29 protein-coding genes are annotated in these 25,428 nt (G+C 72.0%); 8 read left to right on the plus strand and 21 right to left on the minus strand.

The window, feature by feature from the left end; translation table 11 throughout:
• Positions 1 to 248: 248 nt before the first annotated feature.
• From OG381_RS14550 to OG381_RS14580, 7 genes are read left to right on the plus strand one after another with little or no spacing between them, the layout of a single operon-like run.
• The gene (locus OG381_RS14550) at positions 249 to 1,340 is read left to right on the plus strand and encodes an ADP-ribosylglycohydrolase family protein (protein ID WP_327716531.1); all 1,092 of its coding nucleotides are present in this window, start codon (positions 249 to 251) and stop codon (positions 1,338 to 1,340) included.
• Positions 1,341 to 1,393: 53 nt separating this feature from the next.
• Entirely contained in the window at positions 1,394 to 2,626 is a 1,233-nt protein-coding gene (locus tag OG381_RS14555; protein ID WP_443061894.1) for an ADP-ribosylglycohydrolase family protein, read from the plus strand.
• Between the two features lie 7 nt (positions 2,627 to 2,633).
• A complete protein-coding gene (locus OG381_RS14560) occupies positions 2,634 to 3,800 on the plus strand; it encodes an ADP-ribosylglycohydrolase family protein (protein ID WP_327716533.1) in 1,167 nt (388 codons plus the stop codon).
• Positions 3,788 to 5,152 carry an ADP-ribosylglycohydrolase family protein gene (locus OG381_RS14565; RefSeq protein WP_327716534.1) on the plus strand — a complete coding sequence of 455 codons (1,365 nt, stop codon included), beginning with the start codon at positions 3,788 to 3,790 and terminating at the stop codon, positions 5,150 to 5,152. The genes OG381_RS14560 and OG381_RS14565 overlap by 13 nt, the downstream gene beginning before the upstream one ends.
• Positions 5,149 to 6,042, plus strand: a complete 894-nt coding sequence (rbsK, locus tag OG381_RS14570; protein ID WP_327716535.1) for a ribokinase — start codon at positions 5,149 to 5,151, stop codon at positions 6,040 to 6,042. The genes OG381_RS14565 and rbsK overlap by 4 nt, the downstream gene beginning before the upstream one ends.
• Positions 6,039 to 7,241, plus strand: coding sequence for a CaiB/BaiF CoA transferase family protein (locus tag OG381_RS14575; RefSeq protein WP_327716536.1), 1,203 nt, complete (start codon positions 6,039 to 6,041; stop codon positions 7,239 to 7,241). The genes rbsK and OG381_RS14575 overlap by 4 nt, the downstream gene beginning before the upstream one ends.
• Positions 7,238 to 8,059 (plus strand): HpcH/HpaI aldolase/citrate lyase family protein, encoded by an 822-nt coding sequence (locus OG381_RS14580; RefSeq protein ID WP_327716537.1) that lies wholly within the window; start codon positions 7,238 to 7,240, stop codon positions 8,057 to 8,059. Before OG381_RS14575 ends, OG381_RS14580 begins: the two co-directional genes overlap by 4 nt.
• A gap of 65 nt (positions 8,060 to 8,124) precedes the next feature.
• On the opposite strand, the gene lgt is transcribed toward OG381_RS14580, so the two are convergent.
• From lgt to hisI, 11 genes are all read right to left on the minus strand, one after another.
• Positions 8,125 to 9,081, minus strand: coding sequence for a prolipoprotein diacylglyceryl transferase (lgt, locus tag OG381_RS14585; protein WP_327716538.1), 957 nt, complete (start codon positions 9,079 to 9,081; stop codon positions 8,125 to 8,127).
• Positions 9,082 to 9,164: 83 nt separating this feature from the next.
• A complete protein-coding gene (locus OG381_RS14590; protein WP_327716539.1) occupies positions 9,165 to 9,944 on the minus strand; it encodes a DsbA family protein in 780 nt (259 codons plus the stop codon).
• Between the two features lie 109 nt (positions 9,945 to 10,053).
• Positions 10,054 to 10,872: a tryptophan synthase subunit alpha gene (gene trpA / locus OG381_RS14595; RefSeq protein ID WP_327716540.1), complete on the minus strand. Its 819-nt coding sequence runs from the start codon at positions 10,870 to 10,872 to the stop codon at positions 10,054 to 10,056.
• A complete protein-coding gene (gene trpB / locus OG381_RS14600) occupies positions 10,869 to 12,152 on the minus strand; it encodes a tryptophan synthase subunit beta (RefSeq protein WP_327716541.1) in 1,284 nt (427 codons plus the stop codon). The genes trpA and trpB overlap by 4 nt, the downstream gene beginning before the upstream one ends.
• A gap of 78 nt (positions 12,153 to 12,230) precedes the next feature.
• Positions 12,231 to 12,428 (minus strand): tryptophan biosynthesis modulator TrpM, encoded by a 198-nt coding sequence (gene trpM / locus OG381_RS49630; protein WP_384174715.1) that lies wholly within the window; start codon positions 12,426 to 12,428, stop codon positions 12,231 to 12,233.
• A gap of 22 nt (positions 12,429 to 12,450) precedes the next feature.
• Positions 12,451 to 13,260 (minus strand): indole-3-glycerol phosphate synthase TrpC, encoded by an 810-nt coding sequence (trpC, locus tag OG381_RS14605; protein WP_327716542.1) that lies wholly within the window; start codon positions 13,258 to 13,260, stop codon positions 12,451 to 12,453.
• A 138-nt stretch (positions 13,261 to 13,398) separates the two neighbouring features.
• Complete coding sequence (locus OG381_RS14610) at positions 13,399 to 13,839, minus strand: DUF2752 domain-containing protein (RefSeq protein ID WP_327716543.1); 441 nt, start codon at positions 13,837 to 13,839, stop codon at positions 13,399 to 13,401.
• Positions 13,840 to 13,922: 83 nt separating this feature from the next.
• Positions 13,923 to 14,159: an HGxxPAAW family protein gene (locus OG381_RS14615; protein WP_307032064.1), complete on the minus strand. Its 237-nt coding sequence runs from the start codon at positions 14,157 to 14,159 to the stop codon at positions 13,923 to 13,925.
• Positions 14,160 to 14,341: 182 nt separating this feature from the next.
• Entirely contained in the window at positions 14,342 to 14,974 is a 633-nt protein-coding gene (locus tag OG381_RS14620; protein WP_327716544.1) for a TIGR02234 family membrane protein, read from the minus strand.
• 60 nt (positions 14,975 to 15,034) lie between these two features.
• Positions 15,035 to 16,513 carry an anthranilate synthase component I gene (locus OG381_RS14625; RefSeq protein ID WP_327716545.1) on the minus strand — a complete coding sequence of 493 codons (1,479 nt, stop codon included), beginning with the start codon at positions 16,511 to 16,513 and terminating at the stop codon, positions 15,035 to 15,037.
• An 11-nt stretch (positions 16,514 to 16,524) separates the two neighbouring features.
• A complete protein-coding gene (hisI, locus tag OG381_RS14630) occupies positions 16,525 to 16,917 on the minus strand; it encodes a phosphoribosyl-AMP cyclohydrolase (RefSeq protein ID WP_327716546.1) in 393 nt (130 codons plus the stop codon).
• An 83-nt stretch (positions 16,918 to 17,000) separates the two neighbouring features.
• Between hisI and OG381_RS14635 the strand changes: the two genes are divergently transcribed.
• Positions 17,001 to 17,636: a TIGR03085 family metal-binding protein gene (locus tag OG381_RS14635; RefSeq protein WP_327716547.1), complete on the plus strand. Its 636-nt coding sequence runs from the start codon at positions 17,001 to 17,003 to the stop codon at positions 17,634 to 17,636.
• A gap of 3 nt (positions 17,637 to 17,639) precedes the next feature.
• Here OG381_RS14635 and OG381_RS14640 read toward each other — a convergent pair whose 3' ends face one another.
• From OG381_RS14640 to hisD, 10 genes are all read right to left on the minus strand, one after another.
• Positions 17,640 to 18,890 (minus strand): MFS transporter, encoded by a 1,251-nt coding sequence (locus tag OG381_RS14640; protein WP_327716548.1) that lies wholly within the window; start codon positions 18,888 to 18,890, stop codon positions 17,640 to 17,642.
• A 14-nt stretch (positions 18,891 to 18,904) separates the two neighbouring features.
• Positions 18,905 to 19,495: an ArsR/SmtB family transcription factor gene (locus tag OG381_RS14645; protein ID WP_327716549.1), complete on the minus strand. Its 591-nt coding sequence runs from the start codon at positions 19,493 to 19,495 to the stop codon at positions 18,905 to 18,907.
• Positions 19,496 to 19,619: 124 nt separating this feature from the next.
• On the minus strand, positions 19,620 to 20,375 hold the full coding sequence (gene hisF / locus OG381_RS14650; protein ID WP_327716550.1) for an imidazole glycerol phosphate synthase subunit HisF: 756 nt from the start codon (positions 20,373 to 20,375) through the stop codon (positions 19,620 to 19,622).
• A complete protein-coding gene (locus OG381_RS14655; protein ID WP_327716551.1) occupies positions 20,372 to 20,782 on the minus strand; it encodes a RidA family protein in 411 nt (136 codons plus the stop codon). Before OG381_RS14655 ends, hisF begins: the two co-directional genes overlap by 4 nt.
• On the minus strand, positions 20,779 to 21,516 hold the full coding sequence (gene priA / locus OG381_RS14660) for a bifunctional 1-(5-phosphoribosyl)-5-((5-phosphoribosylamino)methylideneamino)imidazole-4-carboxamide isomerase/phosphoribosylanthranilate isomerase PriA (protein WP_327716552.1): 738 nt from the start codon (positions 21,514 to 21,516) through the stop codon (positions 20,779 to 20,781). Before priA ends, OG381_RS14655 begins: the two co-directional genes overlap by 4 nt.
• The gene (hisH, locus tag OG381_RS14665; protein ID WP_307032054.1) at positions 21,516 to 22,166 is read right to left on the minus strand and encodes an imidazole glycerol phosphate synthase subunit HisH; all 651 of its coding nucleotides are present in this window, start codon (positions 22,164 to 22,166) and stop codon (positions 21,516 to 21,518) included. Before hisH ends, priA begins: the two co-directional genes overlap by 1 nt.
• Positions 22,157 to 22,321 carry a hypothetical protein gene (locus tag OG381_RS14670; protein WP_307032053.1) on the minus strand — a complete coding sequence of 55 codons (165 nt, stop codon included), beginning with the start codon at positions 22,319 to 22,321 and terminating at the stop codon, positions 22,157 to 22,159. Before OG381_RS14670 ends, hisH begins: the two co-directional genes overlap by 10 nt.
• On the minus strand, positions 22,318 to 22,911 hold the full coding sequence (gene hisB / locus OG381_RS14675) for an imidazoleglycerol-phosphate dehydratase HisB (protein ID WP_266828393.1): 594 nt from the start codon (positions 22,909 to 22,911) through the stop codon (positions 22,318 to 22,320). The genes OG381_RS14670 and hisB overlap by 4 nt, the downstream gene beginning before the upstream one ends.
• On the minus strand, positions 22,908 to 24,014 hold the full coding sequence (locus tag OG381_RS14680) for a histidinol-phosphate transaminase (protein WP_327716554.1): 1,107 nt from the start codon (positions 24,012 to 24,014) through the stop codon (positions 22,908 to 22,910). Before OG381_RS14680 ends, hisB begins: the two co-directional genes overlap by 4 nt.
• The gene (gene hisD / locus OG381_RS14685; RefSeq protein ID WP_327716555.1) at positions 24,011 to 25,336 is read right to left on the minus strand and encodes a histidinol dehydrogenase; all 1,326 of its coding nucleotides are present in this window, start codon (positions 25,334 to 25,336) and stop codon (positions 24,011 to 24,013) included. The genes OG381_RS14680 and hisD overlap by 4 nt, the downstream gene beginning before the upstream one ends.
• Positions 25,337 to 25,428 lie beyond the last annotated feature (92 nt).

A 25,428-nucleotide genomic window follows, 5' to 3' on the forward strand; every position in this document is an offset into this window, starting at 1 on the left:
GCCAAAGCTAAGTTTGGACTGATTCTAATTATCGACAACCAGACTTTAGACGCTGCCATTCCCGCCCGCCAGCAAGGAAAGGCTGGGCTAACCTGCGGGTTTACCGTCGAATGCGCATACGATCGGCTGCCCGCTCAGATGTCGACCGGGTGACGCTGGGTCCCCTGATGCTCTGGTGACGTGCGCCGGTGGGACACATCCGCAAAGGCCCCGCGCCGTGTGCGGAGCCTCCGTAGGAGAGGCCGCGTATGGCATCCATCGCCTGCATTCCCTCCGTACCGGCCCCCGGGGACGCCGCCGGACTCCGCGACCGGGCCCGCGGCGCACTGCTGGGCCTGGCCGTGGGCGACGCCCTGGGCGCGCCTGCGGAGAACATGAAGCCCTCGGAGATCCGGGCCCGCTGGGGCCGCATCACGGGATACGTGGCCGAGACCCCGGCGGGCACGGACGACACCGAGTACGCGATCTTCTCGGGGCTGCTCCTGGCCCGCCACGGCTCGGCGCTGACGCCGTCCCATGTGGAGGCGGCGTGGCACGAGTGGATCGCGGACCGGGACGAGGGCCCGTTCCGGGGCGCCGGCTTCAGCGAACGCGGCACCCTGGAGAACCTCCGCAGAGGGCTTGCGGCGCCCATCTCGGCCCAGCACCGCCACGCCTGGAGCGACGGCCTGGCCATGCGGGCGGCACCCTTCGGCGTCTTCGCGGCGGGGCGCCCGGCGGAGGCGGCACGGCTGGTGGCGATCGACGGCTCGGTGAGCCACGACGGCGAGGGCATCTACGGCGGCCAGGCGGTCGCGGCGGGCGTCGCCGCGGCGATGGCGGGCGCCCCCACGATCGCGGTGGTGGCCTCGGCGCTGGCGGTGGTCCCGGACGACTCCTGGACGGCGAGATCACTGCGCCGTGCGGTGGCGGTCGCCCACCGAGGCGAACGCGCGGTCCGCTCGGCCGTGGTGATCGGCGGCTACCCCTGGACCGACCTGGCCCCCGAGGCGGTCGCCCTGGCCTTCGGCGCGTACGCGGCAGCCGACGGCGACTTCGTGGACGCGGTCCTGACCGCCGTGAACATGGGCAGGGACGCCGACACGACGGCAGCGGTGGCCGGCGCCCTGGCGGGCGCGACGAACGGCGCGTCCGCGATCCCGGCGGACTGGGCGGCGGCGATCGGCCCGGCGAGGGGCAGCTGTCTCCCGGCGATGGCGGGCCATCACGTACTGGACGTGGCGGACCGGCTGACGGAGGCGGTACGAGGAGCAGCCCCCGCGCCCGAGACCCCCTGGCCACCCCCGGACCCGACGGCGTTCACGCTGGCGGCGGACGAAGCGCCGGGGGCGATCCGATGAGCGCACACCTTTCAGCCTGTCCGGCGTTTGAGGACGAGGCCCCTTCAGGGCCGATGGGGGTCCAGGGGGCGGAGCCCCCTGGAGGCGGGGTCGAAGGGGCGGCAGCCCCTGGAGGACGGGAACGGGTAGGGGCGGCGGGGGCGAATGCATCCGTCAACGACCCAACCACGGGCCCCCGGCGTATCGAAGGCCTCCTCCTCGGGCTCGCCGCGGGCGACGCCGCAGGCTGGCCCGCCGCCAGGCACCGCGCCGCCCGCATGCCCGACTGGACCCGCCGCCTGACCCGCGAACTCGACACCTTCGCCGAACAGAACGCGACGACGACCCTCCCCGTCCCCATCGCCCTGAACCAACCCCCCGAGCCCCTCCGCCTGGGCCCCTCGGACGACGCGGAATGGGCGGCCTTCGCCGCGGAGGCCCTCCTGCGCGCCGGCGACGACACCGCCCTGGGCGACCTCAGCCGAGAACGCCGCGCGAGAGCCGCGATCGACCTCACCTGGAACGCCCTCGCCAGCGAGGTCGCCGCCGCGGCGAACCGCGCCCCCGAGATCGAGTCCGCCGTCCTCCCGATGCGCGCCCGCATCTCGGTGAGAGCGGGCCTCGGCAACCTCGCCACCGGCCTGCGCCCACCCGCCACCGGCCACGACAACCCCCACTACTTCGACGACGCGGCCTGCATCCGCGCCTGCGTCCTCGCCGCGGCCCACCCCGGCGACCCCCGACTCGCCGCGGACCTGGCCGAGTTCGACGCCCGCTACACCCAGGACGGCGACGGCGTGCACGGTGCGAGAGCCATGGCCGCGGCCCTCTCCCTCGCCCTCACCGGCGCCGACATCCACACCTGCACCGCCGCCGCCCTCACCGAACTCCCCGAGGGAACCGAGATCGGCCGCAACGCCCGCCACGCCCTCAAGCTGGCCCATGACGCCGAGAGCGCCTTCGCCCTGATCCCCCTTCTGGAACACCAGATCGTCGACCACGTCTACAGCTACGGCATCGCCGCGGCCGAAACGGTCCCGGTCGCCCTGGCCCTGGCCACCGCGGCGGACGGCCGGATCACGGAGGCCGTACCGGCGGCGGCCTGTCTCTCCCGGGTCGCCGACTCGGCCCCCGCCCTGACCGGCGCCCTCACCGGCGCGCTGGGCGGCGGAGAGGCGATCCCCGCCACCTGGCGGGACGCCTGCCGCACCCTCTCCGGCTGCGCCCTGCCCCGGCTCACCGGCACCGACCTCGTGGAACTCGCCGAACTCCTGGAAGCCACGCAACCGGCCACACCGGGAGGATGATTCGGGCATGACGCCCAAACAATCAGAAACGAGCCTTGAGGACCGCATCACCGGCGCCCTCGTGGGCGCGGCCGTCGGCGACGCCCTGGGCGGCCCGGTGGAGGGCTACTCCCCCGACCAGATCCTCGAACGGCACGCCGGCCGCGTCCACGGCATCGTCGGTCCCTGGAACGGCGACGCCTGGCGCACCGCCCGCCCGATCGCCCCCTACCACAAGGGCGACGGGCACGTCACCGACGACACCTTGATGACGCACGCCCTGGTCAGGGTCTACGCCAAGGTGCGCGACCACCTGGACGCGTACGCGATCGCGGACCACCTGGTCCCGGACCTGATGACGACGCCGCGCTGGATCCCGGAGCTCGAACAGGAGGCCCTCCTCCTCCACCGCGTCTTCCTGGCGGAGAAGTGGCTGGTGACCCGCCTCCACTACGGCCATGTCGACCCCCGCGAGGCGGGCGTGGGCAACATCGTGAACTGCGGCGCCGCGATGTACATGGCCCCGGTCGGCCTGGTCAACGCGGCCGACCCCCGGGCCGCCTACGCCGAGGCCCTGGACATCGCGGGCGCCCACCAGTCGTCGTACGGCCGTGAGGCGGCGGGCGTCTTCGCGGCGGCCGTGGCGGCGGCCTGCGCCCCGGACGCGACCCCGGAGTCGGTCGTGACCGCCTGTCTGTCCCTGGCGAAGGACGGCACCCGGACGGCGATCCTGAAGGTCTGCGAGGCGGCCCAGGACCACACGGACGTCGAGTCGGCCCTGAAGCCGCTCAGGGAGGCGGTCGCGCCGTACGACACGGTGGGCCCCGACTACCGCGCCCCCTCCCTCGGCGCCCGCCGCCCCTCCCGCCTCCACGCGATCGAGGAACTCCCCGTCGCGCTCGGCATGGTGCTGGTGGCCGGCGGCGACTACCGGCGCGCGGTCCTGGGCGCGGTGAACTACGGCCGCGACTGCGACTCGACCGCGACGATGGCGGGCGCGATCGCGGGCGCCCTCGGCTCACCGCCCCCGGACGACTGGGCCAAGCAGGTCGCGGAGGCCAGCCGCCTGGACCTCTGGGACCCGGCGACCACGCTCACCGAGGTGACCCGGGAGATCTTCGAACGGGACGTACGCCGCCGTCGCGCCCACGAGTCCGCCTTCACGGCGATCGAAGGCCCGAGATGCTCCGACTGACCTGGGTCCAGCCCGAGGACCTCCTGGGCCACGAACTCCGCCAGGCGGCACTGGACGGCCGCGAGGCCTCGGTGATCGCGGCGCGATGGAGGGCGGCGGGCGGCGAGCAGGCCCCGCTGCGGGCGGGCGCCTCCCCCGAGCCGCCGTCCCGGTATCTCCGGCAACTGGCCAAGGACCTGCTGGACGAACTCGCGGATCTGCCGAGCAGGCTGGAGGAGCACGAACCGACGGACCTGGCGAAGATCAGACGGCTGTGCCCCGACTGGCCGTCCGGCACCGACGCCGTGCCCCTCGTTCCCTGCTCCCGCTACGAAGCCGCCTGGCTGGGACGGGCCATCGGGTGCCTTTTGGGCAAACCCGTCGAGAAGCTCCCCCTGGAAGCCGTCCGCGACCTGGCCAGGTCCACCGGCAACTGGCCCCTGAACAGCTACTTCACCGCCCGAGGAGTCCCCTCCGACCTCCTGCGGGCCCACCCCTGGAACCGCCGCTCGGCCCTCACCTCGCTCGCCGAGAACATCGACGGCATGCCCGAGGACGACGACCTCAACTACCCCCTCCTCAACCTCCTCCTGCTCCAGCGCCACGGCAGGGACTTCACCCCCACCGACGTGGCCGGCCTCTGGCTGGACGAACTCCCCGCCGGCCGCACCTTCACCGCCGAACGCATCGCCTACCGCAACCTCCTCCTCGGCCTGAACCCCCCGCACACGGCCCGCCACCGCAACCCGTTCCGCGAATGGATCGGCGCCCTGATCCGAGCCGACGTACACGGCTGGACCAACCCCGGCGACCCGGCGGCCGCGGCGGCACAGGCCCACCGGGACGCCACCCTCACCCACACCGCCAACGGCGTCTACGCGGCGATGTTCACGGCGGCCACGATCGCCACCGCGACCACCGGCGGCCACGACATCCACTCCTGCCTGCGCAGCGGCCTGACCGTGATCCCCCCGGCCTCCCGCCTGTCCCGGGCCGTCCACCACGCGATCGGGCTGGCCCGGCAGACCGACGACTTCGACGAGGTCGTGGACGAACTCCACGCCACCTACGCCGACACCCACCACTGGGTCCACGCCATCCCCAACACCGCCCTCATCGCCGCCGCCCTCACCCACGCCGACGGCGACTTCACCGGCTCCATCTGCCGGGCGGTGAGCGGCGGTTGGGACACCGACTCCAACGGCGCCACCGCGGGCAGCATCGCCGGGCTCCTCACCGGCGCCCCCGACCGGCTCCCCGACCGCTGGACCACCCCGCTCAAGAACCGCCTCGCCACCTCGGTCGCCGACTTCGACGGCACCGGCTTCGACGCCCTCGCCCACCTCACCCGCCTGGAGGCTTCCCGCCCATGACGCACATCGCCGTACTCGGCAGCACGAACATGGACCTCGTCGCCTACGTCGCGAAGGCCCCGCAGCGCGGAGAGACCGTGACGGGACGGGAGTTCCGCACGATCCCCGGCGGCAAGGGCGCCAACCAGGCGATCGCCGCGGCCCGCGCGGGCGCCACCGTCTCGATGATCGGCGCCGTCGGCAACGACGCCTACGGCACCCAGCTGCGCTCCACCCTCGAACACTCCGGCGTCGACACCGACCACCTCCGCACCGTCGAGGGCCCGTCCGGCACCGCCCACATCGTCGTCGACGACGAGGGCGGCAACGCGATCGTCGTGATCCCCGCCGCGAACGGCACGGTCGACCACCTCGCCCCCGGCGACGACGGCCTCATCGCCAGCGCCGACGCCCTGCTCCTCCAACTGGAGATCCCGCTGGCCGCGGCCATCGCGGGCGCCGAGGCGGCCCGCGCCCACCGCGTCCGCACCATCCTCACCCCGGCTCCCGCCCAGCCCCTGCCCATCGAACTCCTCGCCGCCACCGACCTGTTGATCCCCAACGAGCACGAGGCGTCCACCCTCACCGGCCGCACCGACCCGCACGCCGCGGCCATCGCCCTCCTCGACGAGGTACCGGAGGTGGTCGTCACCCTGGGCTCCGCGGGCAGCCTCTACGTCTCCCGCTACGCCGAGCCCTTCAGCGTCCCCGCTCCCCAGGTCGCCGCCGTGGACTCGACCGGCGCGGGCGACACCTTCGCCGGCGCCCTCGCGGTGGCGCTCGGCGAGGGCCGGCCCATGCGCGAGGCCCTGAAGTGGGCGGCCGCGGCGGCGGCCATCTCGGTCCAGCGGGCGGGTGCCTCGGTGTCGATGCCGTACCGCCCCGAGATCGACAAGCAGTGCACGGCATGAAGGTCCCGCGGGGCAGCGCCCCCCTCACCGGCCTCCGCGTCCTCGACCTCGCCACCCTCTTCGCCGGCCCCGGTGCCGCCACGATGCTCGGCGACTTCGGCGCGGAGGTCATCAAGGTCGAGCACCCGTCCAAGCCCGACCCCTCGCGTGGCCACGGCCCGTCGAAGGACGGCATCGGCCTGTGGTGGAAAGTCCTCGGCCGCAACAAGCGCACGATCACCCTGGACCTCTCCAGGCCGGGCGGCCGGGCGACCCTCCTGCGCCTCGCCGCGACCGCGGACGTCGTCATCGAGAACTTCCGCCCCGGCACCCTGGAGAAGTGGGACCTGGGCTGGGACGAACTCTCCGCGGCCAACCCCCGTCTGATCCTCACCCGCGTGACCGCCTTCGGCCAGTTCGGCCCCTACGCCCACCGCCCCGGCTTCGGCACCCTCGCCGAGGCGATGAGCGGCTTCGCCGCGATCACCGGCGAACCGGACGCGCCCCCGACACTCCCGCCCTTCGGCCTCGCCGACTCCATCGCGGGCCTCGCGACGGCGTACGCGGTGATGACGGCGCTCGCCGCCCGCGAGCGCACGGGCGAGGGCCAGGTCGTGGACATGGCGATCATCGAGCCGATCCTGATGGCCCTGGGCCCGCAGCCGACCTGGTACGACCAGCTGGACTACGTCCAGGAACGCTCCGGCAACCGCTCCGCCAACAACGCCCCGCGCAACACCTACCGCACCGCGGACGGCAGTTGGGTCGCCGTCTCCACCTCGGCCCAGTCGGTCGCGGAACGCGTGCTGCGTCTGGTGGGCCGCGAGGACCTGACCGCCGAGCCGTGGTTCGCCACGGGCGCCGACCGGGCCCGCCACGCCGATGTCCTCGACGAGGCGGTCGGCGGCTGGATCGCCGAGCGCACCCGCACGGAGGTCCTGGCCGCCTTCGAGAAGGCGGAGGCGGCCGTGGCCCCGATCCAGGACATCCGGGACGTGATGACGGACCCCCAGTACGAGGCCCTGGACACCATCACCACCGTCGCCGACCCCGAGCTGGGCCCCCTCCGGATGCAGAACGTCCTCTTCCGACTCTCCGACACCCCCGGCGCGATCCGCTGGACGGGCCGCCCGCACGGCGCGGACACCCAGGAGGTCCTGGCGGAACTGGGCCTGTCGGAGGGCGAGTTGGCGAGGCTGCGGGAGGAGGGCGCGGTATGACACCGCTCACCTGGCTGTACGTACCGGGCGACCGTCCCCCCGTGGTGGCGAAGGCCCTCGCAGCCGGCGCCGACGTCGTGGTGATCGACCTCGAGGACGCGGTGGCCCCCGAGCGCAAGGCCTACGCCCGTGACGCCACCGCGGAACTCCTCGCCGAGCCGCAGCCGCTGCCCGTCCACGTCCGGGTCAACGCCCTGGACGGTCCCCTCGCGGCCGCCGACCTGAAAGCCCTGGCCGCCCTCCCCGGCCTGGCCGGCCTGCGTCTGCCCAAGGTGACCTCCCCGCAGCAGATCACCCGCATCGCCGCACAGACGGTCCCCGCCGCGGGCGCCCTCGCCCTGTACGCCCTCCTCGAAACAGCGCTCGGCGTGGAGCGCGCCTACGAGATCGCCGCCGCCCACCCGTCCCTGCGCGGCATCGCCCTGGGCGAGACGGACCTACGGGCCGACCTGGGCGTACGGGAGGACCCGGGCCTCGACTGGTGCCGCTCCCGGGTGATCGTGGCGGCCAGAGCGGCGTCCCTGCCTCCCCCACCCCAGTCGGTCCACCCCGACATCCGCGACCTGGAGGGCCTGGCAGCCTCCTGCGCCCACGGCCGCACCCTGGGCTTCCTGGGCCGGGCCGCCATCCACCCCCGCCAGCTCCCGGTGATCGAACGGGCCTACCTCCCCACGGCATGGGAGATCGAACAGGCGGAAACGATCATGAAGGCGGCCGCGGTGGAACGGGGCGCCCAGGCATTGCCCGACGGCCGGTTCATCGACGCGGCGGTGGTGGCGACGGCACAACGCACCCTGTCCCTGGCCCACCGGATCTGATCCCGTACGACGAGGAGGGGCGCCCCAGGATCCTGGGGCGCCCCTCCTCGTCGTACGACGGATTCTCAGGTCTTCTTCGCGGACTCCGCCTCGTCCTTGACGTCATCCTCGGCGTCGTCGTTCGCCTCTTCCGCGGCCTCGGCGGAGTCGGCGTCCTCGGTCTTGTCCTCAGCCGCGGTCTCCGCGCCGGGACCGTCCGAACCGTCGGCCTCGGGTTCCACGACCTCTTCCCGGCCCGGCCGCTTCTTCGCCGACACCACGATGTAGACCACCGCGAGCAGGAACACGACCAGCGCGGTCCAGTTGTTCAGGCGCAGACCCAGGATGTGGTGGGCGTCGTCGACGCGGAGGTACTCGATCCAGAACCGGCCCACACAGTACGAGGCGACGTACAGCGCGAACGCCCGCCCGTGTCCGAGCTTGAAGCGGCGGTCGGCCCAGATCACCAGGACGGCGACGCCGATGCACCACAGGGACTCGTACAAGAAGGTCGGGTGGTAGTAGCCCGGCACCCGGCCGTCCGTCGAGGACGTGATGTGCAGGGCCCACGGAAGGTCCGTCTCCCGCCCGTACAGCTCCTGGTTGAACCAGTTGCCCCAGCGGCCGATCGCCTGGGCGAGGGCGATACCGGGGGCGATGGCGTCGGCGTAGGCCGGCAGCGGGATGCCCCGGCGGCGGCAGCCGATCCAGGCGCCCAGGGCACCGAGCGCGATCGCGCCCCAGATGCCGAGACCGCCCTCCCAGATCTTGAAGGAGTCCACCCAGTCGCGGCCCTCGCTGAAGTACAGCTCGTAGTCCGTGATCACGTGGTAGAGCCGGCCGCCGAGCAGACCGAACGGCACGGCCCAGACGGAGATGTCGGCCACCGTGCCGACCCGTCCGCCCCGGGCGATCCAGCGCTTGTTGCCGAGCCAGACTGCGACGAAGACACCGATGATGATGCAGAACGCGTAGCCGCGCAGCGGAATGGGGCCGAGCTCGTAAACCCCGTGCGACGGGCTGGGAATGTAGGCAAGTTCCATGGCAGGTCCGACGCTACCGTGCCGGGCGCCGCCCACGGCGGGCAGCCCGGCTACGGGTCCATAACGGGAGGGCCGGAAGACCCCTACCCCTTGTTCGCCTCCAGCACCTGCTTCTTCAGCTTCGCCGGGGTCATGGTCTGGTCCTGATAGATGTTCTTGCCGTCGAGGAGGACGGTCGGGGTGCCGGAGAACCCGCCGTTGCTGAAGGCCGCCGCGGACTTGGTGACCCAGGTGTCGTGGGTACCGTCCTCGACACAGGTGCGGAACGTGGTCGTGTCCAGGCCGTCGACCTTCTTCGCCAGCTCGATGAGCTTGCTGTCCTTGGCGAAGGCGTCGTCGGTCTCCTGCGGCTGGTTCTCGTACAGCACGTCGTGGTAGGCGGTGAACTTGCCCGCGTCCTGGGCGCAGGCCGCCGCGTTGGCCGCCTTGCGGGAGCCGGAGCCGCCCATGTTGCCGTCGATGATCGTCGCGAGGTGGTACTGCACCTTCAGCTCGCCGGAGCCCGTCAGCTCATGGATCGTCGAGCGGTAGGCGTCCTCGAAGGACTTGCAGGCCGGGCAGCGGAAGTCCTCCCAGATCGTGAGCGTGGACTTGGCATCCGCCTTTCCGACCGGAATGGCGAGGTTGTCGTCGCCGTTGGCCCCCGAGGGCGCCACGACCGGTCCGTCCGCGGAGTCACCGGTGTCGTCCTTGCCCGCGTTGGCGGCGACCACTCCGATCACCGCCGCGAGGCCCAGGACACAGACCACGCTGGCACCCACGATCAGCGTCCGCCGTCGCTTCTCCGCGGTCTTCTGCTTCTCTCGCTCGACCGCCAGCCGCTCGCGGGCGGTGCGCTTTCCCTCACGGTTCTTCTCGCTCACACCCGCAGAACGAACCGGGGAGGCGCACCGCGCCTCCCCGGTCCCAGGTCCACCCGTTCGAGTGACCTGTACGACATGTCCCGACTACGGCCGGGATCCACGAGCGGTTCTACGCCTGCCCGCGTACGCCCTTCGCCAGCTCACCGGCGAGCTCGCGGACGGCCTCGACGCCGGCCTTGTCGTCCGGCGCGTCCAGCATCCGCTTCACGAACGCCGAGCCGACGATCACCCCGTCCGCGAAGCCGGCCACCTCGGCGGCCTGTGCGGCGTCGGAGACCCCGAGCCCGACACAGACGGCCAGGTCGCTGCCGGTGGCACGGATGCGCTCGACCAGCTCCTGCGCCTGCGCGCCCACCGACGCACGGGTGCCGGTGACGCCCATGAGCGAGGCGGCGTACACGAACCCGCTGCCCGCCGCGGTGATCTCGGCGAGCCGCGCGTCCTTGCTGCTGGGCGCGACCACGAAGACCGTGGCGAGCCCGTGCTTCTGCGCGTGCTCCCTCCACAGCGCCGACTCCTGCACGGGCAGGTCGGGCAGGATGCACCCGGCCCCACCCGCCTCGGCGAGCTCGGCGGTGAAGCGCTCGACGCCGTAGCGGTCGATCGGGTTCCAGTACGTCATCACGAGCACCGGCTTCCCGGTCGCCTCGTAGGCCTCGCGCACGGTCCGCATGACGTCGGCGATCTTGACGCCGCCGCGCAGGGCGATGTCGTCGGCGGTCTGGATGACCGGGCCGTCCAGGACGGGGTCGCTGTGCGGCAGACCCACCTCGACGACATCGGCACCGCCGTCGAAGGCCGCCTTGACCGCCTCGATGCCGCCGTCCACGGTCGGGAACCCGGCCGGGAGGTAGGCGATGAGGGCGGAGCGCCCCTCGGCCTTGGCACCGGCGAGGGTGTCGGTCAGCAGCTGGATGTTCCCGCTCACTTGGCGTCCCCCTCGATCTCGGCGGTGTCGGCGGCGTTCGCCGCGACCTCGGCGTCGGTGTCGTACAGGCCGAAGTAGCGCGCGGCCGTGTCCATGTCCTTGTCGCCGCGCCCGGACAGGTTGACGATGATCAGCCCGTCCTTGCCCAGCTCCTTGCCGACCTCCAGGGCGCCGGCCAGCGCGTGGGCGCTCTCGATGGCCGGGATGATGCCCTCGGTGCGCGACAGCAGGCGCAGGGCCTGCATCGCCGCGTCGTCGGTGACCGCGCGGTACTCGCCGCGGCCGCTGTCCTTGAGGTAGGAGTGCTCGGGGCCGATGCCCGGGTAGTCCAGACCGGCCGAGATCGAGTACGGCTCGGTGATCTGGCCCTCCTCGTCCTGGAGGACGTAGGAGCGCGAACCGTGCAGGATGCCGGGCTCGCCCGCGGTCAGGGTCGCCGCGTGCTCGCCGGTCTCCACGCCGTGCCCGGCGGGCTCGCAGCCGATGAGGCGTACGTCCGCGTCCGGGATGAAGGCGTGGAAGAGCCCGATGGCGTTGGAGCCGCCGCCGACGCAGGCGACGGCCGCGTCGGGGAGCCGGCCGGCCCGCTCCAGGATCTGACGGCGGGCCTCGACGCCGATGACCCGGTGGAAGTCACGGACCATGGCCGGGAAGGGGTGCGGTCCCGCGACCGTGCCGAAGAGGTAGTGCGTGCGGTCGACGTTGGCGACCCAGTCGCGGAACGCCTCGTTGATCGCGTCCTTGAGGGTGCGCGATCCCGACTTCACGGCGATGACCTCGGCGCCGAGCATGCGCATCCGGGCCACGTTGAGGGCCTGGCGCTGGGTGTCGATCTCACCCATGTAGATCGTGCACTCGAGGCCGAACAGGGCGCAGGCCGTCGCCGTCGCCACGCCGTGCTGACCGGCGCCGGTCTCGGCGATGACCCGGGTCTTGCCCATGCGCTTGGTGAGCAGGGCCTGGCCGAGCACGTTGTTGATCTTGTGCGAGCCGGTGTGGTTGAGGTCTTCCCGCTTCAGGAAGATCCGTGCGCCACCCGCCTCCGCGGCGAAACGGGGGACCTCGGTCAGCGACGACGGGCGGCCCGTGTAGTTGAGCAGCAGGTCGTCGAGTTCGCGGGCGAACTCGGGGTCGTGCTTGGCCTTGTCGTACTCGACGGCGACCTCGTCCACAGCGGCGACGAGGGCCTCCGGGATGAACTTGCCGCCGAACGCGCCGAAGTAGCCTTCGGCGCTGGGGACCTGACCCTCGGGGTCGGGGATGAAGAACTCGCTGGGCATGCGGAAACCTCACGGTGAGTGCGTGAAAAGGACACTATTCGCCGTGGGGGCGGGGATGTGTTCGTTGGCAGCGGGCCGTTAGTGGCTGGTCGCGCAGTTCCCCGCGCCCCTGAAGGGGCGCTGCCATCGCCGTCCGTTTACTTGCCCGGGTTCGTCTCCGATGACGTAACGCACACGCCTGCCGTGCACCCTGCGTGCGGGCGCGCGGCAGCCACGGGGGCGGCAGCCGCGCGCGAGGCGGGCGTACCTGTCCGTGGCTGTCATGGTGAGCGTCATCGTCGGCAAGCCTATCGAATGATCAGCTGCGTCCGTGCCGCAATGCCGGGTGTTCGCCCGCCGCGACCAGGTCCGAGACCGCGGACTTCGGGTCCTTGCCGGTGACCAGGGACTCGCCGACCAGGACCGCGTCGGCGCCGGCGTTGGCGTAGGCGATGAGGTCGTGGGGGCCGCGGACGCCGGACTCGGCGATCTTGACGATGTGGTCCGGGATCTCGGGGGCGACGCGCTCGAAGGTGCCGCGGTCGACCTCGAGGGTCTTGAGGTTGCGGGCGTTGACGCCGATGACCTTGGCGCCCGCGTCCACCGCGCGCTCGACCTCGTCCTCGTCGTGGACCTCGACGATCGGGGTGAGTCCGATGGACACCGCGCGCTCGATCAGGGACTCCAGGGCGGGCTGGTCGAGGGCCGCCACGATCAGCAGGGCGAGGTCGGCGCCGTACGCGCGGGCCTCCCACAGCTGGTACGACGTGACGATGAAGTCCTTGCGCAGGACCGGGATGTCCACGCGCGCGCGGACGGCCTCGAGGTCGGCCAGCGAGCCGCCGAAGCGGCGCTGTTCGGTGAGGACGGAGATGACGGCCGCGCCGCCCGCCTCGTAGTCCGCGGCGAGCCCGGCCGGGTCGGCGATCGCGGCCAGCGCGCCCTTGGAGGGGCTGGAGCGCTTGACCTCGCAGATGACCTTGACGCCGTCGCCGCGCAGTGCGGCCACGCCGTCCTTGGCCGCGGAAGCCTTCGCCGCGCGCTCCTTGAGCTCGTCGAGGCTGACGCGCGCCTGCCGCTCCGCGAGGTCGGCACGGACTCCGTCGATGATCTCGTCGAGCACACTCACGCGAGCGGCCCCCTTCCAGACGGTTGACAGTTCCAGCGACCAGAGAAAAGAGGTGGTCACTGCGATGGTATCCGGAGGAAGGCGTAGGCCTCGCATCCGGTTGACGCCGGTCCCACTACCTGGACGTTCGCCAATTGATCAAGGGTGCAGCCAGCCACCGAACGGCAGGTTCCGGACAACCGTGAAGACCAGCAGCAATGCGCCGACGGCCCACAGGTGCACGGGCCCGAGATCGAGCCGCAGCGGTCGCCCGCGCGCGGCACGGACCACCCAGACGGTCCACAGCACGGCGAAGCCCAGATAGCCGAGCACGGCGGGCGCGTTGGCCTGGAGCGCGGTCAAAAAGTCCCCGTGGGCGAACGCGTGCGCGCTGCGCAGTCCCCCGCAGCCGGGGCAGTACAGGCCCGTCAGCCGCAGCAGCGGACAGACGGGGTAGTGGCCCGGCTCGTTGGGGTCCACGGCGGCGACGTACGCGAAGGCCCCCGCGACGGCCGCGAGGACCCCCGCGGGCACGGCCAGCCGTCCCGCCCTCGCCGCGTACGGCGTCACCCTGTGGCTGTCGGCGTTCACGCCTCGCATTGTGCCTCGCCCGGGCCCGGACACGCGTGAGGGGCGGCACGGGGCCGCCCCTCGGGACGTCGTACGTGACTGCCGTACGGCTATCAGCTCTCGCTCTGCGCCGAGGTCACGAGCGGCTTGTGCGCGTCCTTCGGCATGCCCAGACCCATGGCGCTCATGATCCAGCCGATGATGCCGCCGGCGACCACGATCACCATGCCCGCCCAGAATCCCAGCGGCTCGGCCAGCACCATGAAGGCGCCCGCGACGCAGAAACCGATGAAGGCGATAGTGACACCGGTCCAGGCGGCCGGGGTGTGACCGTGGCTGCTGCCCGCCATGACTTGCTCCTCGTTGCTGTAAACGTGTCTGAGCCGGACGCTCAGGGCCATTGTTCCGCACGCACGCGTGCGAAGTGATCGGGGGTGGTCCAACCAACCTAAGGGGCGCGGGGAACCACGCGACAAGCCACGACGGCACCGCGGCCTCCTGACGGCCGAACGCGGCACCTCCCGGGGAGCGCCTACGCGCCCGTGGGGTCTTCCCCTCGGTCCAGGGCCTTCCACATCTCCTCGGGCCGGTCGGGGTCGGCCGCCTTCGGCCTGCGAACCGGACGCGGTGCACCACTGCGCTCGTACCGACCGGACATCGCGGGCCACAGCCGCCCGTACCGCAGCGCGAGCAACCCGGCCAGCAGAATCAGCGCCCCGCCGGCGGCGGCGACATACGGCCAGGCGGTATGGCTCAGTGCGTCGACCGTCGCGGACGCGTCGCCGGAGGCCTTCGCGGCCTGCTCGTCGAGCGCGGACGAGTCGTCGACACCGAGGAGCGCCGCCGCGATGATCCCGGCGCCGGAGAGCGCGAGCAGCGCGGCGACCGCGAAACGGCCGGCCTTGCGGACGGCGAAGACGGCGACGAGCGCGGCGAGGCCCACTATGGCGAGGGCCGCGGGCACGCCCGTGACGTCGCTGCCCTTGGCGGTCAGCGGGAAGTCGCCGCCGGCGACGGTCGCGGTGCCCTCCGACCACTGCTGACGGGTCGCGAGCAGCGCCACGGCCGCGCCGAGCGCGCCGGAGAGGAGGGCTACGGCGAGGCTGAGCCGGCCGGCCCTGGCGGGTCCGGCGGCTTCGGAACGGGGGGGAGGAACAGCAGTCACTGGTCCACTATCGCCCGAACCCCGGGCGAAGTGTCACCCGGGGTTCGTATGAGAAGCGCCCTATTGCCCGAGTCGGTTCGCCGTGTGCACCGCGCGCAGCACCGCGGCCGCCTTGTTCCGGCACTCCTGGTCCTCGGCGACCGGGTCGGAGTCGGCGACGATTCCGGCGCCGGCCTGGACGTAGGCCGTGCCGTCGCGGAGGAGGGCCGTGCGGATGGCGATGGCCGTGTCGGAGTCGCCCGCGAAGTCGAGGTAGCCGACGCAGCCGCCGTACAGTCCGCGCCGGGACGGTTCGAGTTCGTCGATGATCTGCATCGCGCGCGGCTTGGGGGCGCCGGAGAGGGTGCCCGCCGGGAAGCATGCCGTCAGGACGTCGAAGGCGGTGCGGCCCGGGGCGACCTTGCCGGTCACCGTCGAGACGATGTGCATCACGTGCGAGTACCGCTCGATGGACATGAAGTCCACGACTTCCACGGAGCCCGGTTCGCAGACCCGCCCCAGGTCGTTGCGGCCCAGGTCGACCAGCATCAGGTGCTCGGCGCGTTCCTTGGGGTCGGCGAGCAGTTCGTCGGCGAGAGCCTGGTCCTCCTGCGGGGTGGCTCCGCGCCACCGGGTGCCGGCGATGGGGTGGACCATGGCCCGCCCGTCCTCGACCTTCACGAGGGCTTCGGGGGACGAGCCGACGACGTCGAAGCCGTCGAAGCGGAACAGGTACATGTACGGGGAGGGGTTGGTGGCCCTCAGGACCCGGTACACGTCCAACGCGCTTGCCGTGCAGGGTGTTTCGAAGCGCTGCGAGGGGACGACCTGGAAGGCCTCGCCCGCGCGGATGCGCTCCTTGATGTCCTCGACGGCCTCGCGGAAGTCCTCGCCGCCCCACAGGGCGGTGTACTCGGGGAGTTCGGAGGGCGGGAGGACGGCGGGCGGCTGGGCCACCGGGCGGGTCAGGTCCGCCTGCATGGCGTCCAGGCGGGCCACGGCGTCCGTGTAGGCCTCGTCGACGCCGGTGTCGAGGTCGTTGTGGTTGATCGCGTTGGCGATCAGCAGGACCGAGCCCTCCCAGTGGTCCATCACCGCGAGGTCGCTGGTGAGGAGCATGGTCAGCTCGGGCAGCTGGAGGTCGTCGCGCTCGCCGGGGCCGATCTTCTCCAGGCGGCGCACGATGTCGTAGCCGAGGTAGCCGACCATGCCGCCGGTGAAGGGCGGCATGCCGTCCTGGTGGGGGGTGTGCAGGGCCTCGATGGTGGCGCGCAGGGCGGCGAGGGGGTCGCCGTCGACGGGGACGCCGACGGGCGGGGCGCCGAGCCAGTGGGCCTGGCCGTCCCTGGAGGTGAGGGTCGCGGCGGAGCGCACGCCCACGAACGAGTAGCGGGACCAGGAGCGGCCGTTCTCCGCGGACTCCAGCAGGAAGGTGCCGGGGCGCTCGGCGGCGAGCTTACGGTAGAGGGCGACCGGGGTGTCGCCGTCGGCGAGGAGCTTGCGCGTGACCGGGATGACGCGCCGGTCGGTGGCGAGCTTGCGGAAGGTCTCGAGGTCCATGGCGGCTGACCTTACTGATCCGGGGCGGACACGCCGGAACCGGCGTCCTTGAGCAGCACGTCGACGTCGAAGCAGGTGCGTGCGCCGGTGTGGCAGGCGGCGCCGACCTGGTCGACCTTGACCAGCACGGTGTCGGCGTCGCAGTCGAGCGCGACCGACTTGACCCACTGGAAGTGGCCGGAGGTGTCGCCCTTGACCCAGTACTCCTGGCGGCTGCGCGACCAGTACGTGCAGCGGCCGGTGGTCAGCGTGCGGTGCAGCGCCTCGTCGTCCATCCAGCCGAGCATCAGCACCTCACCGGTGTCGTACTGCTGGGCGATGGCGGGGACGAGCCCGTCGGCGGCGCGCTTGAGGCGGGCGGCGATCTCGGGGTCGAGGTTGCTGGGCGGGGGCGTGCTGGTCATGGTTGCCATTGTGCCGCGCGCCAATGACAGGTCTGGCGCGGTGTCCACTGTGCGGACCCGGTGTGCGGTCGTAGGCTGACGGCATGTCGACTTTCGCCAAGCGTGAACGACTTCTGCTCGCCGATCTTCTGGAGACCGCCGGTCCCGAGGCACCGACCCTGTGCGAGGGCTGGCAGACCCGGGACCTGGCGGCGCACGTGGCGGTGCGCGAGCGCCGCCCCGACGCCGCCGGGGGTCTGCTCATCAAGCAGCTCGCCTCCCGTCTGGACAAGGCGATGGGAGAGTTCACGGCCAAGCCGTACGAGGAACTGATCCAGCTGATCCGTACCGGCCCGCCGCGCTTCTCGCCCTTCTCCCTCAAGCAGATCGACGAGGCGTCCAACACGATCGAGTTCTACGTCCACACCGAGGACGTCCGCCGCGCGCAGCCCGACTGGACCCCGCGCGAGCTCGACCCGGTCTTCCAGGACGCGCTCTGGACGCGTCTGGAGCGCACCGCCCGCCTGATGGGCCGCAGCGCTCCCACGGGCCTCGTCCTGCGCCGCCCGGACGGCCAGACGGCGGTGGCGCACCGCGGTGCCCCGGTCGTGACGGTGACCGGCGAACCCTCGGAGCTTCTGCTGTTCCTGTACGGCCGGCACAACGCCGCGCAGGTGGAGGTGGACGGCGACAAGGACGCGATCGCCAAGCTGTACGAGGCGAAGGAGCTGGGGATCTAGGCGCTACTTCGGGAGCTCGGCGCGGCGCAGGTCCCTGGCGCACAGGGCCACGACCCCGCCGAGCCCGCAGACCGCCGCGCTGACGGCGAACACGGGGCCGGTGCCCCACGTCCCGATGGCCGCGGCGGACAGCGGCATGCTCAGCGGGGCGAAGCCCAGGCTCATCAGGCTGGCCACGGCGGTGACCCGGCCCAGGTAGGCGGGGTCGGACTGGGTCTGCAGCAGGGCCCCGCACATCGCGCCGCTGAGTCCGGCGAGCAGCCCGATCAGCAGGGCTGTGCCGACGGCGACGCCGATACCCGGCGCCTGGGCGAGGGCCCCGATCGCGACCGACCCGGCGATGATCGTGCCCGCCGCCACCCGCCCCGCGTGCGGCAGCCGCCCACGGACGGTGAGCAGCAGGGCCGCGGCACCCGCGCCGACGCCGAACCCGGCGAGTATCCAGCCCATCCCCGCGGCGCCCCAGCCTCGTTCGTCGGCGAGGAGGGTCAGGCCGACGTTGAGGGGGCCGACGAAGCCGAGGTCGCCGAGGGCGATGGCCAGCATCAGCGGGGCGAGGACACGGTGGCCGCGGATGTAGCGCAGGCCGGCCGTCAGGTCGCTCCAGGCGGTGCCGCGGGTCCCGGGCGTCCCGTCGTCGGCGGGCACCTCCCGTATGCGCACGGAGAGCAGCAGCGGCACGGACACGGCGATCAGCAGCCCCGCGAGGGCGAACGCCGCCGCCGAGCCGCCGACCGCCACGCCGAGCCCGCCGAGCGGTGCGCCGACGACGCTCGCGAAGCGGATGCCGAGACCTCGCATGCCCTGCACGCGCGCGAGCTGGTCGCGTGACGTCACGCGCGCGGGGAGGGCGCCCACGGCCGGCACGAACACCGCGTCGACGGCGCCGAAGACCAGGGCGAGCGCGGCCAGCGGCCACAGGCCCGGGCTGGTGAGGAACAGCAGCGCCGCCACCGCCAGCACCGCCGCGCAGCGCACCACGTCGCTCCCGATGACGACCCTGCGCGGCCCGAACCGGTCGGCGATCACTCCCCCGCCCAGCATCAGGACCGCCCGCGGCAGCGCGCTCGCCGACATCACGAGGCCGGCCTGCGAGGGGCTTCCGGCCTGTACGGCGGCCCAGGACAGGGCGATGTAGTAGACGCTGTCGCCGACCATCGAGGAGGTGTAGGCGGCGAGCCAGCGCAGGACGTTGCCGTCGCGGTGGGCGGGCCGGGGGGTGACGTCGGGCGCGGAGATGAGCGTGGCGGGCACGGAACCGGGTCCTCTCAGGCGCGGAAGGGGAACGCGTACGTGTGCACCGCGACGTTCTCGCGGCCCTCGGTGTCGCCCGCGGCGTCGGCGGCCCGGCCCCGCTCGTCGAACTGGTGCAGGAGCGCGAGCATCTCCTTGTTCAGCTCGGCCAGTTCGTCCGCGGTGAGGCGCAGTGCCGCCTCGGAGGACTCGGCCGCCCGGTTCCACTCGTGGCTCCAGTGGGCGCGTTCGTCGAGCCAGCGGCGGTACATGTCCATGCGCTGCTCGGCGAAGAGCCTGCTGGCCGCGGTGTGCGCGGCCGCTTCCTCGGGGGCGTCGCGGAAGTCCTCGTCGCGGATGCTCACGCCGTCCGAGGCGGGCTGCCACCACCTCTCCCGGCCGTCCGCGCTCTGCGGCCGGGCCTCTTCGATCAGGCCGTGCTCGGCGAGCTTGCGCAGGTGGTAGCTGACCAGCGAGACGGCCTCGTCGACCGCCTCGGCCAGCTGTGAGGCGGTCGCGACGCGGGCCAGGGTCAGATTCCGGTACAGCCTCATCCGCAGCGGGTGCGCGAGCGCCTTGAGGGTGCCCACGTCCGTGATCCGCCGGTCCCGTTCCTTGCCTGTCATGCCTCCACCGTAGATACGAAAGAAAAGTTGCGCAATGAATTTTGCGCAACTTCTCTTTCGCATCTGTCCACAAGTAAGCCCCGGCCACCAGGTGCCCGGGGCTTACCTCAACGCCTCACACACGTCACCGCACGGGGTGTCCGGCCCCTCGCAGCGCGTCCTTCACCTCGCCGATCCGCAGATCCCCGAAGTGGAAGACCGAAGCCGCCAGCACCGCGTCCGCCCCCGCCTCGATGGCCGGAGCGAAGTCGGCGAGCCTGCCCGCGCCGCCGGAGGCGATCACCGGAACCGTCACGTGCTTGCGGACGGCGGCGATCATCTCCAGGTCGTAGCCGTCCTTCGTGCCGTCCGCGTCCATCGAGTTGAGCAGGATCTCGCCCGCGCCCAGCTCGGCGGCCCGGTGCGCCCACTCGACGGCGTCGATGCCGGTGCCCTTGCGGCCGCCGTGGGTGGTGACCTCGAAGGTGCCCTCGGGAGTGCGCCGCGCGTCCACCGACAGCACCAGGACCTGGCGCCCGAACCGCTCCGCGATCTCCTTGATCAGCTCGGGGCGCGTGATGGCGGCCGTGTTGACGCCCACCTTGTCCGCGCCGGCCCGCAGCAGCTTGTCCACGTCCTCGGCGGTGCGCACGCCGCCGCCGACGGTCAGCGGGATGAAGACCTGCTCGGCGGTGCGGCGCACCACGTCGTAGGTGGTCTCGCGGTTGCCCGACGAGGCGGTGATGTCCAGGAACGTCAGCTCGTCGGCGCCCTCGGCGTCGTACACCTTGGCCATCTCGACGGGGTCGCCCGCGTCGCGCAGGTTCTGGAAGTTGACGCCCTTGACGACCCGGCCGTTGTCCACGTCCAGGCAGGGGATGACTCGTACGGCGAGGGTCATGCGGACACTCCGGGTTCTCCGCCGGAGCGGAATGCCTCCACCTCGACCTCGACGACCAGGCTGGGGTCCACGAAGCCGGAGACGATGATCATGGATGCGGCGGGCCGGACGGCGTCGAACAGCTCCTTGTGAGCGCGTCCGACCTCCTCCACGTCCCGGCCGTGGGTGAGGTACATGCGCGTCCGCACGACGTCCGCCGGGCCGAGTCCCAACTGCTCCAGCGCCGCGAACGCGACCTTGAAGGAGTTGATCGCCTGCTCGTACGGATCGCCCGCGGCGATCTCACCGTCCACGATCGACGTGCAGCCGGAGACCAGCACCAGGCCGTTGGGCAGCTCCACCGCGCGGGAGTACCCGAAGGCCTCCTCCCAGGGCGCGCCGGTCGAAACGCGTCGCAGATCGCTCACTCGGCCACCGCCTCCAGTGCCTCTTCCAGGGTGAACGCCTTCGCGTACAGGGCCTTCCCGACGATGGAGCCCTCGACACCGAGGGGTACCAGCTCGGCGATCGCCCGCAGGTCGTCCAGCGACGAGACCCCGCCGGAGGCCACGACCGGCCGGTCGGTGGCCGCGCAGACGTTGCGGAGCAGCTCCAGGTTCGGGCCCTGCAGCGTGCCGTCCTTCGCGATGTCCGTGACGACGTACCGCGCGCAGCCCTCCTTGTCGAGGCGCTCCAGCGTCTCGTAGAGGTCGCCGCCGTCGCGGGTCCAGCCGCGGCCCTTGAGCGTGGTGCCGCGTACGTCCAGGCCGACGGCGATCTTGTCGCCGTGTTCGGCGATGACCTTGGCGACCCACTCGGGGGTCTCCAGCGCGGCGGTGCCGAGGTTCACGCGGGTGCAGCCGGTGGCGAGGGCCGCCGCGAGGGAGGCGTCGTCGCGGATGCCGCCGGACAGCTCCACCTTGATGTCCATGGCCTCGGTGACCTGGCGGACCAGGTCCCGGTTGTCGCCGGTGCCGAACGCGGCGTCCAGGTCGACCAGGTGCAGCCACTCGGCGCCCGCCCGCTGCCAGGCGAGGGCGGCCTCCAGCGGGGAGCCGTACGAGGTCTCCGTGCCGGACTCGCCGTGCACGAGACGGACGGCCTGGCCGTCACGGACGTCGACGGCGGGCAGGAGTTCGAGCCGTGCGGGGTTCGAAGGCATCAGAGGGTTCCGATCCAGTTGTTCAGCAGCTGCGCACCGGCGTCGCCGGACTTCTCGGGGTGGAACTGCGTGGCCCACAGGGCGCCGTTCTCCACGGCGGCCACGAAGGGCTTGCCGTGCGTGGACCAGGTCACGAGCGGTGCCCGCATCGCCGGGTTCGAGGTCTCCAGGGTCCAGTCGTGGACGGCGTAGGAGTGCACGAAGTAGAAGCGGGCGTCCGCGTCCAGGCCGGCGAACAGCTGGGAGCCGGCCGGCGCGTCCACGGTGTTCCAGCCCATGTGGGGCACGATGTCGGCCTGGAGCGGCTCGACCGAGCCGGGCCACTCGTCGACGCCCTCGGTCTCCACGCCGTGTTCGATGCCGCGCGCGAAGAGGATCTGCATGCCGACGCAGATGCCCATGACCGGGCGCCCGCCGGAGAGCCGGCGGTCGATGATCCAGTCGCCGCGGGCCTCCTTGAGGCCCTTCATGCAGCTGGCGAAGGCGCCGACGCCGGGCACCAGCAGGCCGTCGGCGTTCATGGCCTTGTCGTAGTCACGCGTTATCTCGACCTCGGCCCCGGTGCGGGCGAGGGCCCGTTCGGCGGAACGGACGTTGCCGAAGCCGTAGTCGAAGACGACTACCTTCTTGGCGGACGCGCTCAACTCCACACCTCCAGCCTCATGACGCCGGCGACGAGACACATCGCGGCGCCGATGGAGAGCAGCACGATGAGCTGCTTGGGCATGCCCTGTTTGACGAAGGAGTAGATCCCGCCGGCCAGGAAGAGGCCGACGACGATCAGGACGGTCGACAGCCCGTTCACAGCGCGCCCTTCGTGGACGGGAGGATGCCGGCCGCGCGCGGGTCACGCTCGCAGGCGTAGCGCAGGGCCCGGGCCAGCGCCTTGAACTGGCACTCCACGATGTGGTGCGCGTTGCGACCGTACGGCACGTGCACGTGCAGCGCGATCTGGGCCTGGGCGACGAAGGACTCCAGGATGTGCCGGGTCATCGTGGTGTCGTACTCGCCGATCATCGGCGCCATCTTCTCGGGCTCGGTGTGCACGAGGTAGGGGCGGCCGGACAGGTCGACGGTGACCTGGGCGAGGGACTCGTCCAGCGGGACCGTGCAGTTGCCGAAGCGGTAGATGCCGACCTTGTCGCCGAGCGCCTGCTTGAAGGCGGCGCCGAGGGCGAGGGCGCTGTCCTCGATGGTGTGGTGCGAGTCGATGTGCAGATCGCCCTCGGTCTTCACGGTCAGGTCGAACAGACCGTGGCGGCCGAGCTGGTCGAGCATGTGGTCGTAGAAGCCGACACCTGTCGACACATCGACCTTGCCGGACCCGTCGAGGTCGATCTCGACGAGGACCGAGGTCTCCTTGGTCACCCGCTCTACGCGGCCTACGCGGCTCATGCGCTCTGCTCCTTCTTCAGTTCACGGACCGCGTCGAGGAACGCGTCGTTCTCTTCGGGGGTTCCGGCGCTGACCCGCAGCCAGCCCGGCACTCCGTTGTCCCGGACCAGGACACCCCGGTCGAGGATCTTCTGCCACACGGTGTGGGAGTCGTCGAACCGCCCGAACTGCACGAAGTTGGCGTCCGACGCCGTGACCTCGTATCCGGCCGCCAGCAGTTCGGCGACCAGCCGGTCCCGCTCCGCCTTCAGCTGCTCGACGTACTTCAGCAGCGTGTCGGTGTGCTCCAGCGCGGCCAGGGCGGTCGCCTGGGTGATCGACGACAGGTGGTAGGGCAGTCGTACGAGCTGTACGGCGTCGACGACCGCCGGGTGCGCGGCGAGGTAGCCGAGGCGCAGGCCGGCCGCGCCGAAGGCCTTCGACATCGTCCGGGAGACGACGAGATTCGGCCGGCCTTCGATCAGCGGCAGCAGCGAGGCGCCGTGGCTGAACTCGATGTACGCCTCGTCGACCACGACCAGCGAGGGCTTGGCGGCCTGCGCGGCCTCGTACAGGGCGAGGACCGTCTCGGCCGGGACCGCGGTGCCGGTGGGGTTGTTGGGGGTGGTGACGAAGACGACGTCCGGCCGGTTCTCGGCGATCGCCTTCTCGGCGGCGGCGAGGTCGATCGTGAAGTCCTCGTTGCGCGGACCGGAGATCCAGCCGGTGCCGGTGCCGCGCGAGATGAGCCCGTGCATCGAGTACGACGGCTCGAAGCCGATCGCGGTGCGGCCCGGCCCGCCGAAGGTCTGCAACAGCTGCTGGATGACCTCGTTGGAGCCGTTCGCGGCCCACACGTTGGCCAGGCCCACCTCGTGACCGGACGTGTCCGTCAGGTACTTGGCGAGCCGCGTGCGCAGTTCCACGGCGTCCCGGTCCGGGTAGCGGTTGAGGTTCCGGGCGGCCTCACGGACCCGCTCGGTGATGCGCTCGACCAGCGGTTCGGGCAGCGGGTAGGGGTTCTCGTTGGTGTTCAGCCGTACGGGGACGTCCAACTGGGGCGCGCCGTAGGGGGACTTGCCGCGCAGCTCGTCCCGTACGGGGAGATCGTCGATGCCGGTCACTTGCTCTCGGGAACCTTCCATCCGAACCGCGCCTTGATCGCCGCCCCGTGGGCCGGCAGGTCTTCCGCCTCCGCCAGCGTCACCACGTGATGCGCCACGTCGGCCAGCGCTTCCTTCGAGTAGTCGACGATGTGGATGCCCCGGAGGAAGGACTGCACCGACAGCCCGGAGGAGTGGCAGGCGCAGCCGCCGGTGGGCAGGACGTGGTTGGACCCGGCGGCGTAGTCGCCGAGGGACACGGGAGCCCAGGGGCCGATGAAGACCGCGCCGGCGTTGCGGACCCGCTCGGCGACCGCGGTGGCGTCGGCGGTCTGGATCTCCAGGTGCTCGGCGCCGTAGGCGTTGACGACCCGCAGTCCCTCGTCGATGCCGTCGACGAGGACGATCGCGGACTGCCGGCCCTTGAGGGCGGGGACGATCCGGTCGTCGATGTGCTTGCTGGCCGCGACCTGCGGCTCCAGTTCCTTCTCGACCGCGTCCGCGAGCGCGACGGAGTCGGTGACCAGGACGGCCGCCGCGAGCGGGTCGTGCTCGGCCTGGCTGATCAGGTCGGAGGCGACGTGCACCGGGTCGGCGGTGTCGTCCGCGAGGATCGCGATCTCGGTCGGGCCCGCCTCGGCGTCGATGCCGATCTTGCCGGTGAAGTAGCGCTTGGCCGCGGCCACCCAGATGTTGCCGGGGCCGGTGACCATGGTGGTGGGCGCGCAGGACTCGGTGCCGTAGGCGAACATCGCGACGGCGGTCGCGCCACCGGCGGCGTACACCTCGTCGACGCCGAGCAGCGCGCACGCGGCGAGGATCGTCGGGTGCGGGAGGCCGCCGAAGTCGGCCTGCGCCGGGGAGGCGAGGGCGAGGGACTCGACGCCGGCCTCCTGGGCCGGGACGACGTTCATGATCACGGAGGACGGGTAGACGGCCCGTCCGCCGGGCGCGTACAGCCCGACCCGGTCGACCGGCACCCACTTCTCGGTGACGGAACCGCCGGGCACGACCTGGGTCGTGTGGGTGCTGCGACGCTGCGCGCGGTGGACGAGGCGGGCGCGGCGGATGGACTCCTCGAGGGCCGCGCGCACGGCCGGGTCGAGGGATTCCAGCGCGTCGCTGATGGCCTGGGCCGGGACCCGTACGGAATCCAGCCGCACGCCGTCGAACTTCTCGGCGAAGTCGATCAGCGCCGCGTCGCCCCGATGATGCACGGCCTCGCAGATCGGACGCACCTTCTCCAGGGCGGCCGAGACGTCGAAGTCGGCTCGGGGCAGCAGGTCGCGCAGGGCGGGGCCCTCGGGGAGGGCGTCGCCGCGCAGATCGATTCGGGAGATCACGGGGTCAATTCTCTCAGACCGCGGTTCGGCGTCGTTCGGGCATTCCAGTGGCTGATACGCAACCTGGAAGATCCCCCTCACGTCTAGCGTTC

Source organism: Streptomyces sp. NBC_00490 (genome assembly GCF_036013645.1).
In the GTDB taxonomy this organism is placed as follows: Bacteria; Actinomycetota; Actinomycetes; order Streptomycetales; family Streptomycetaceae; genus Streptomyces; species Streptomyces canus_F.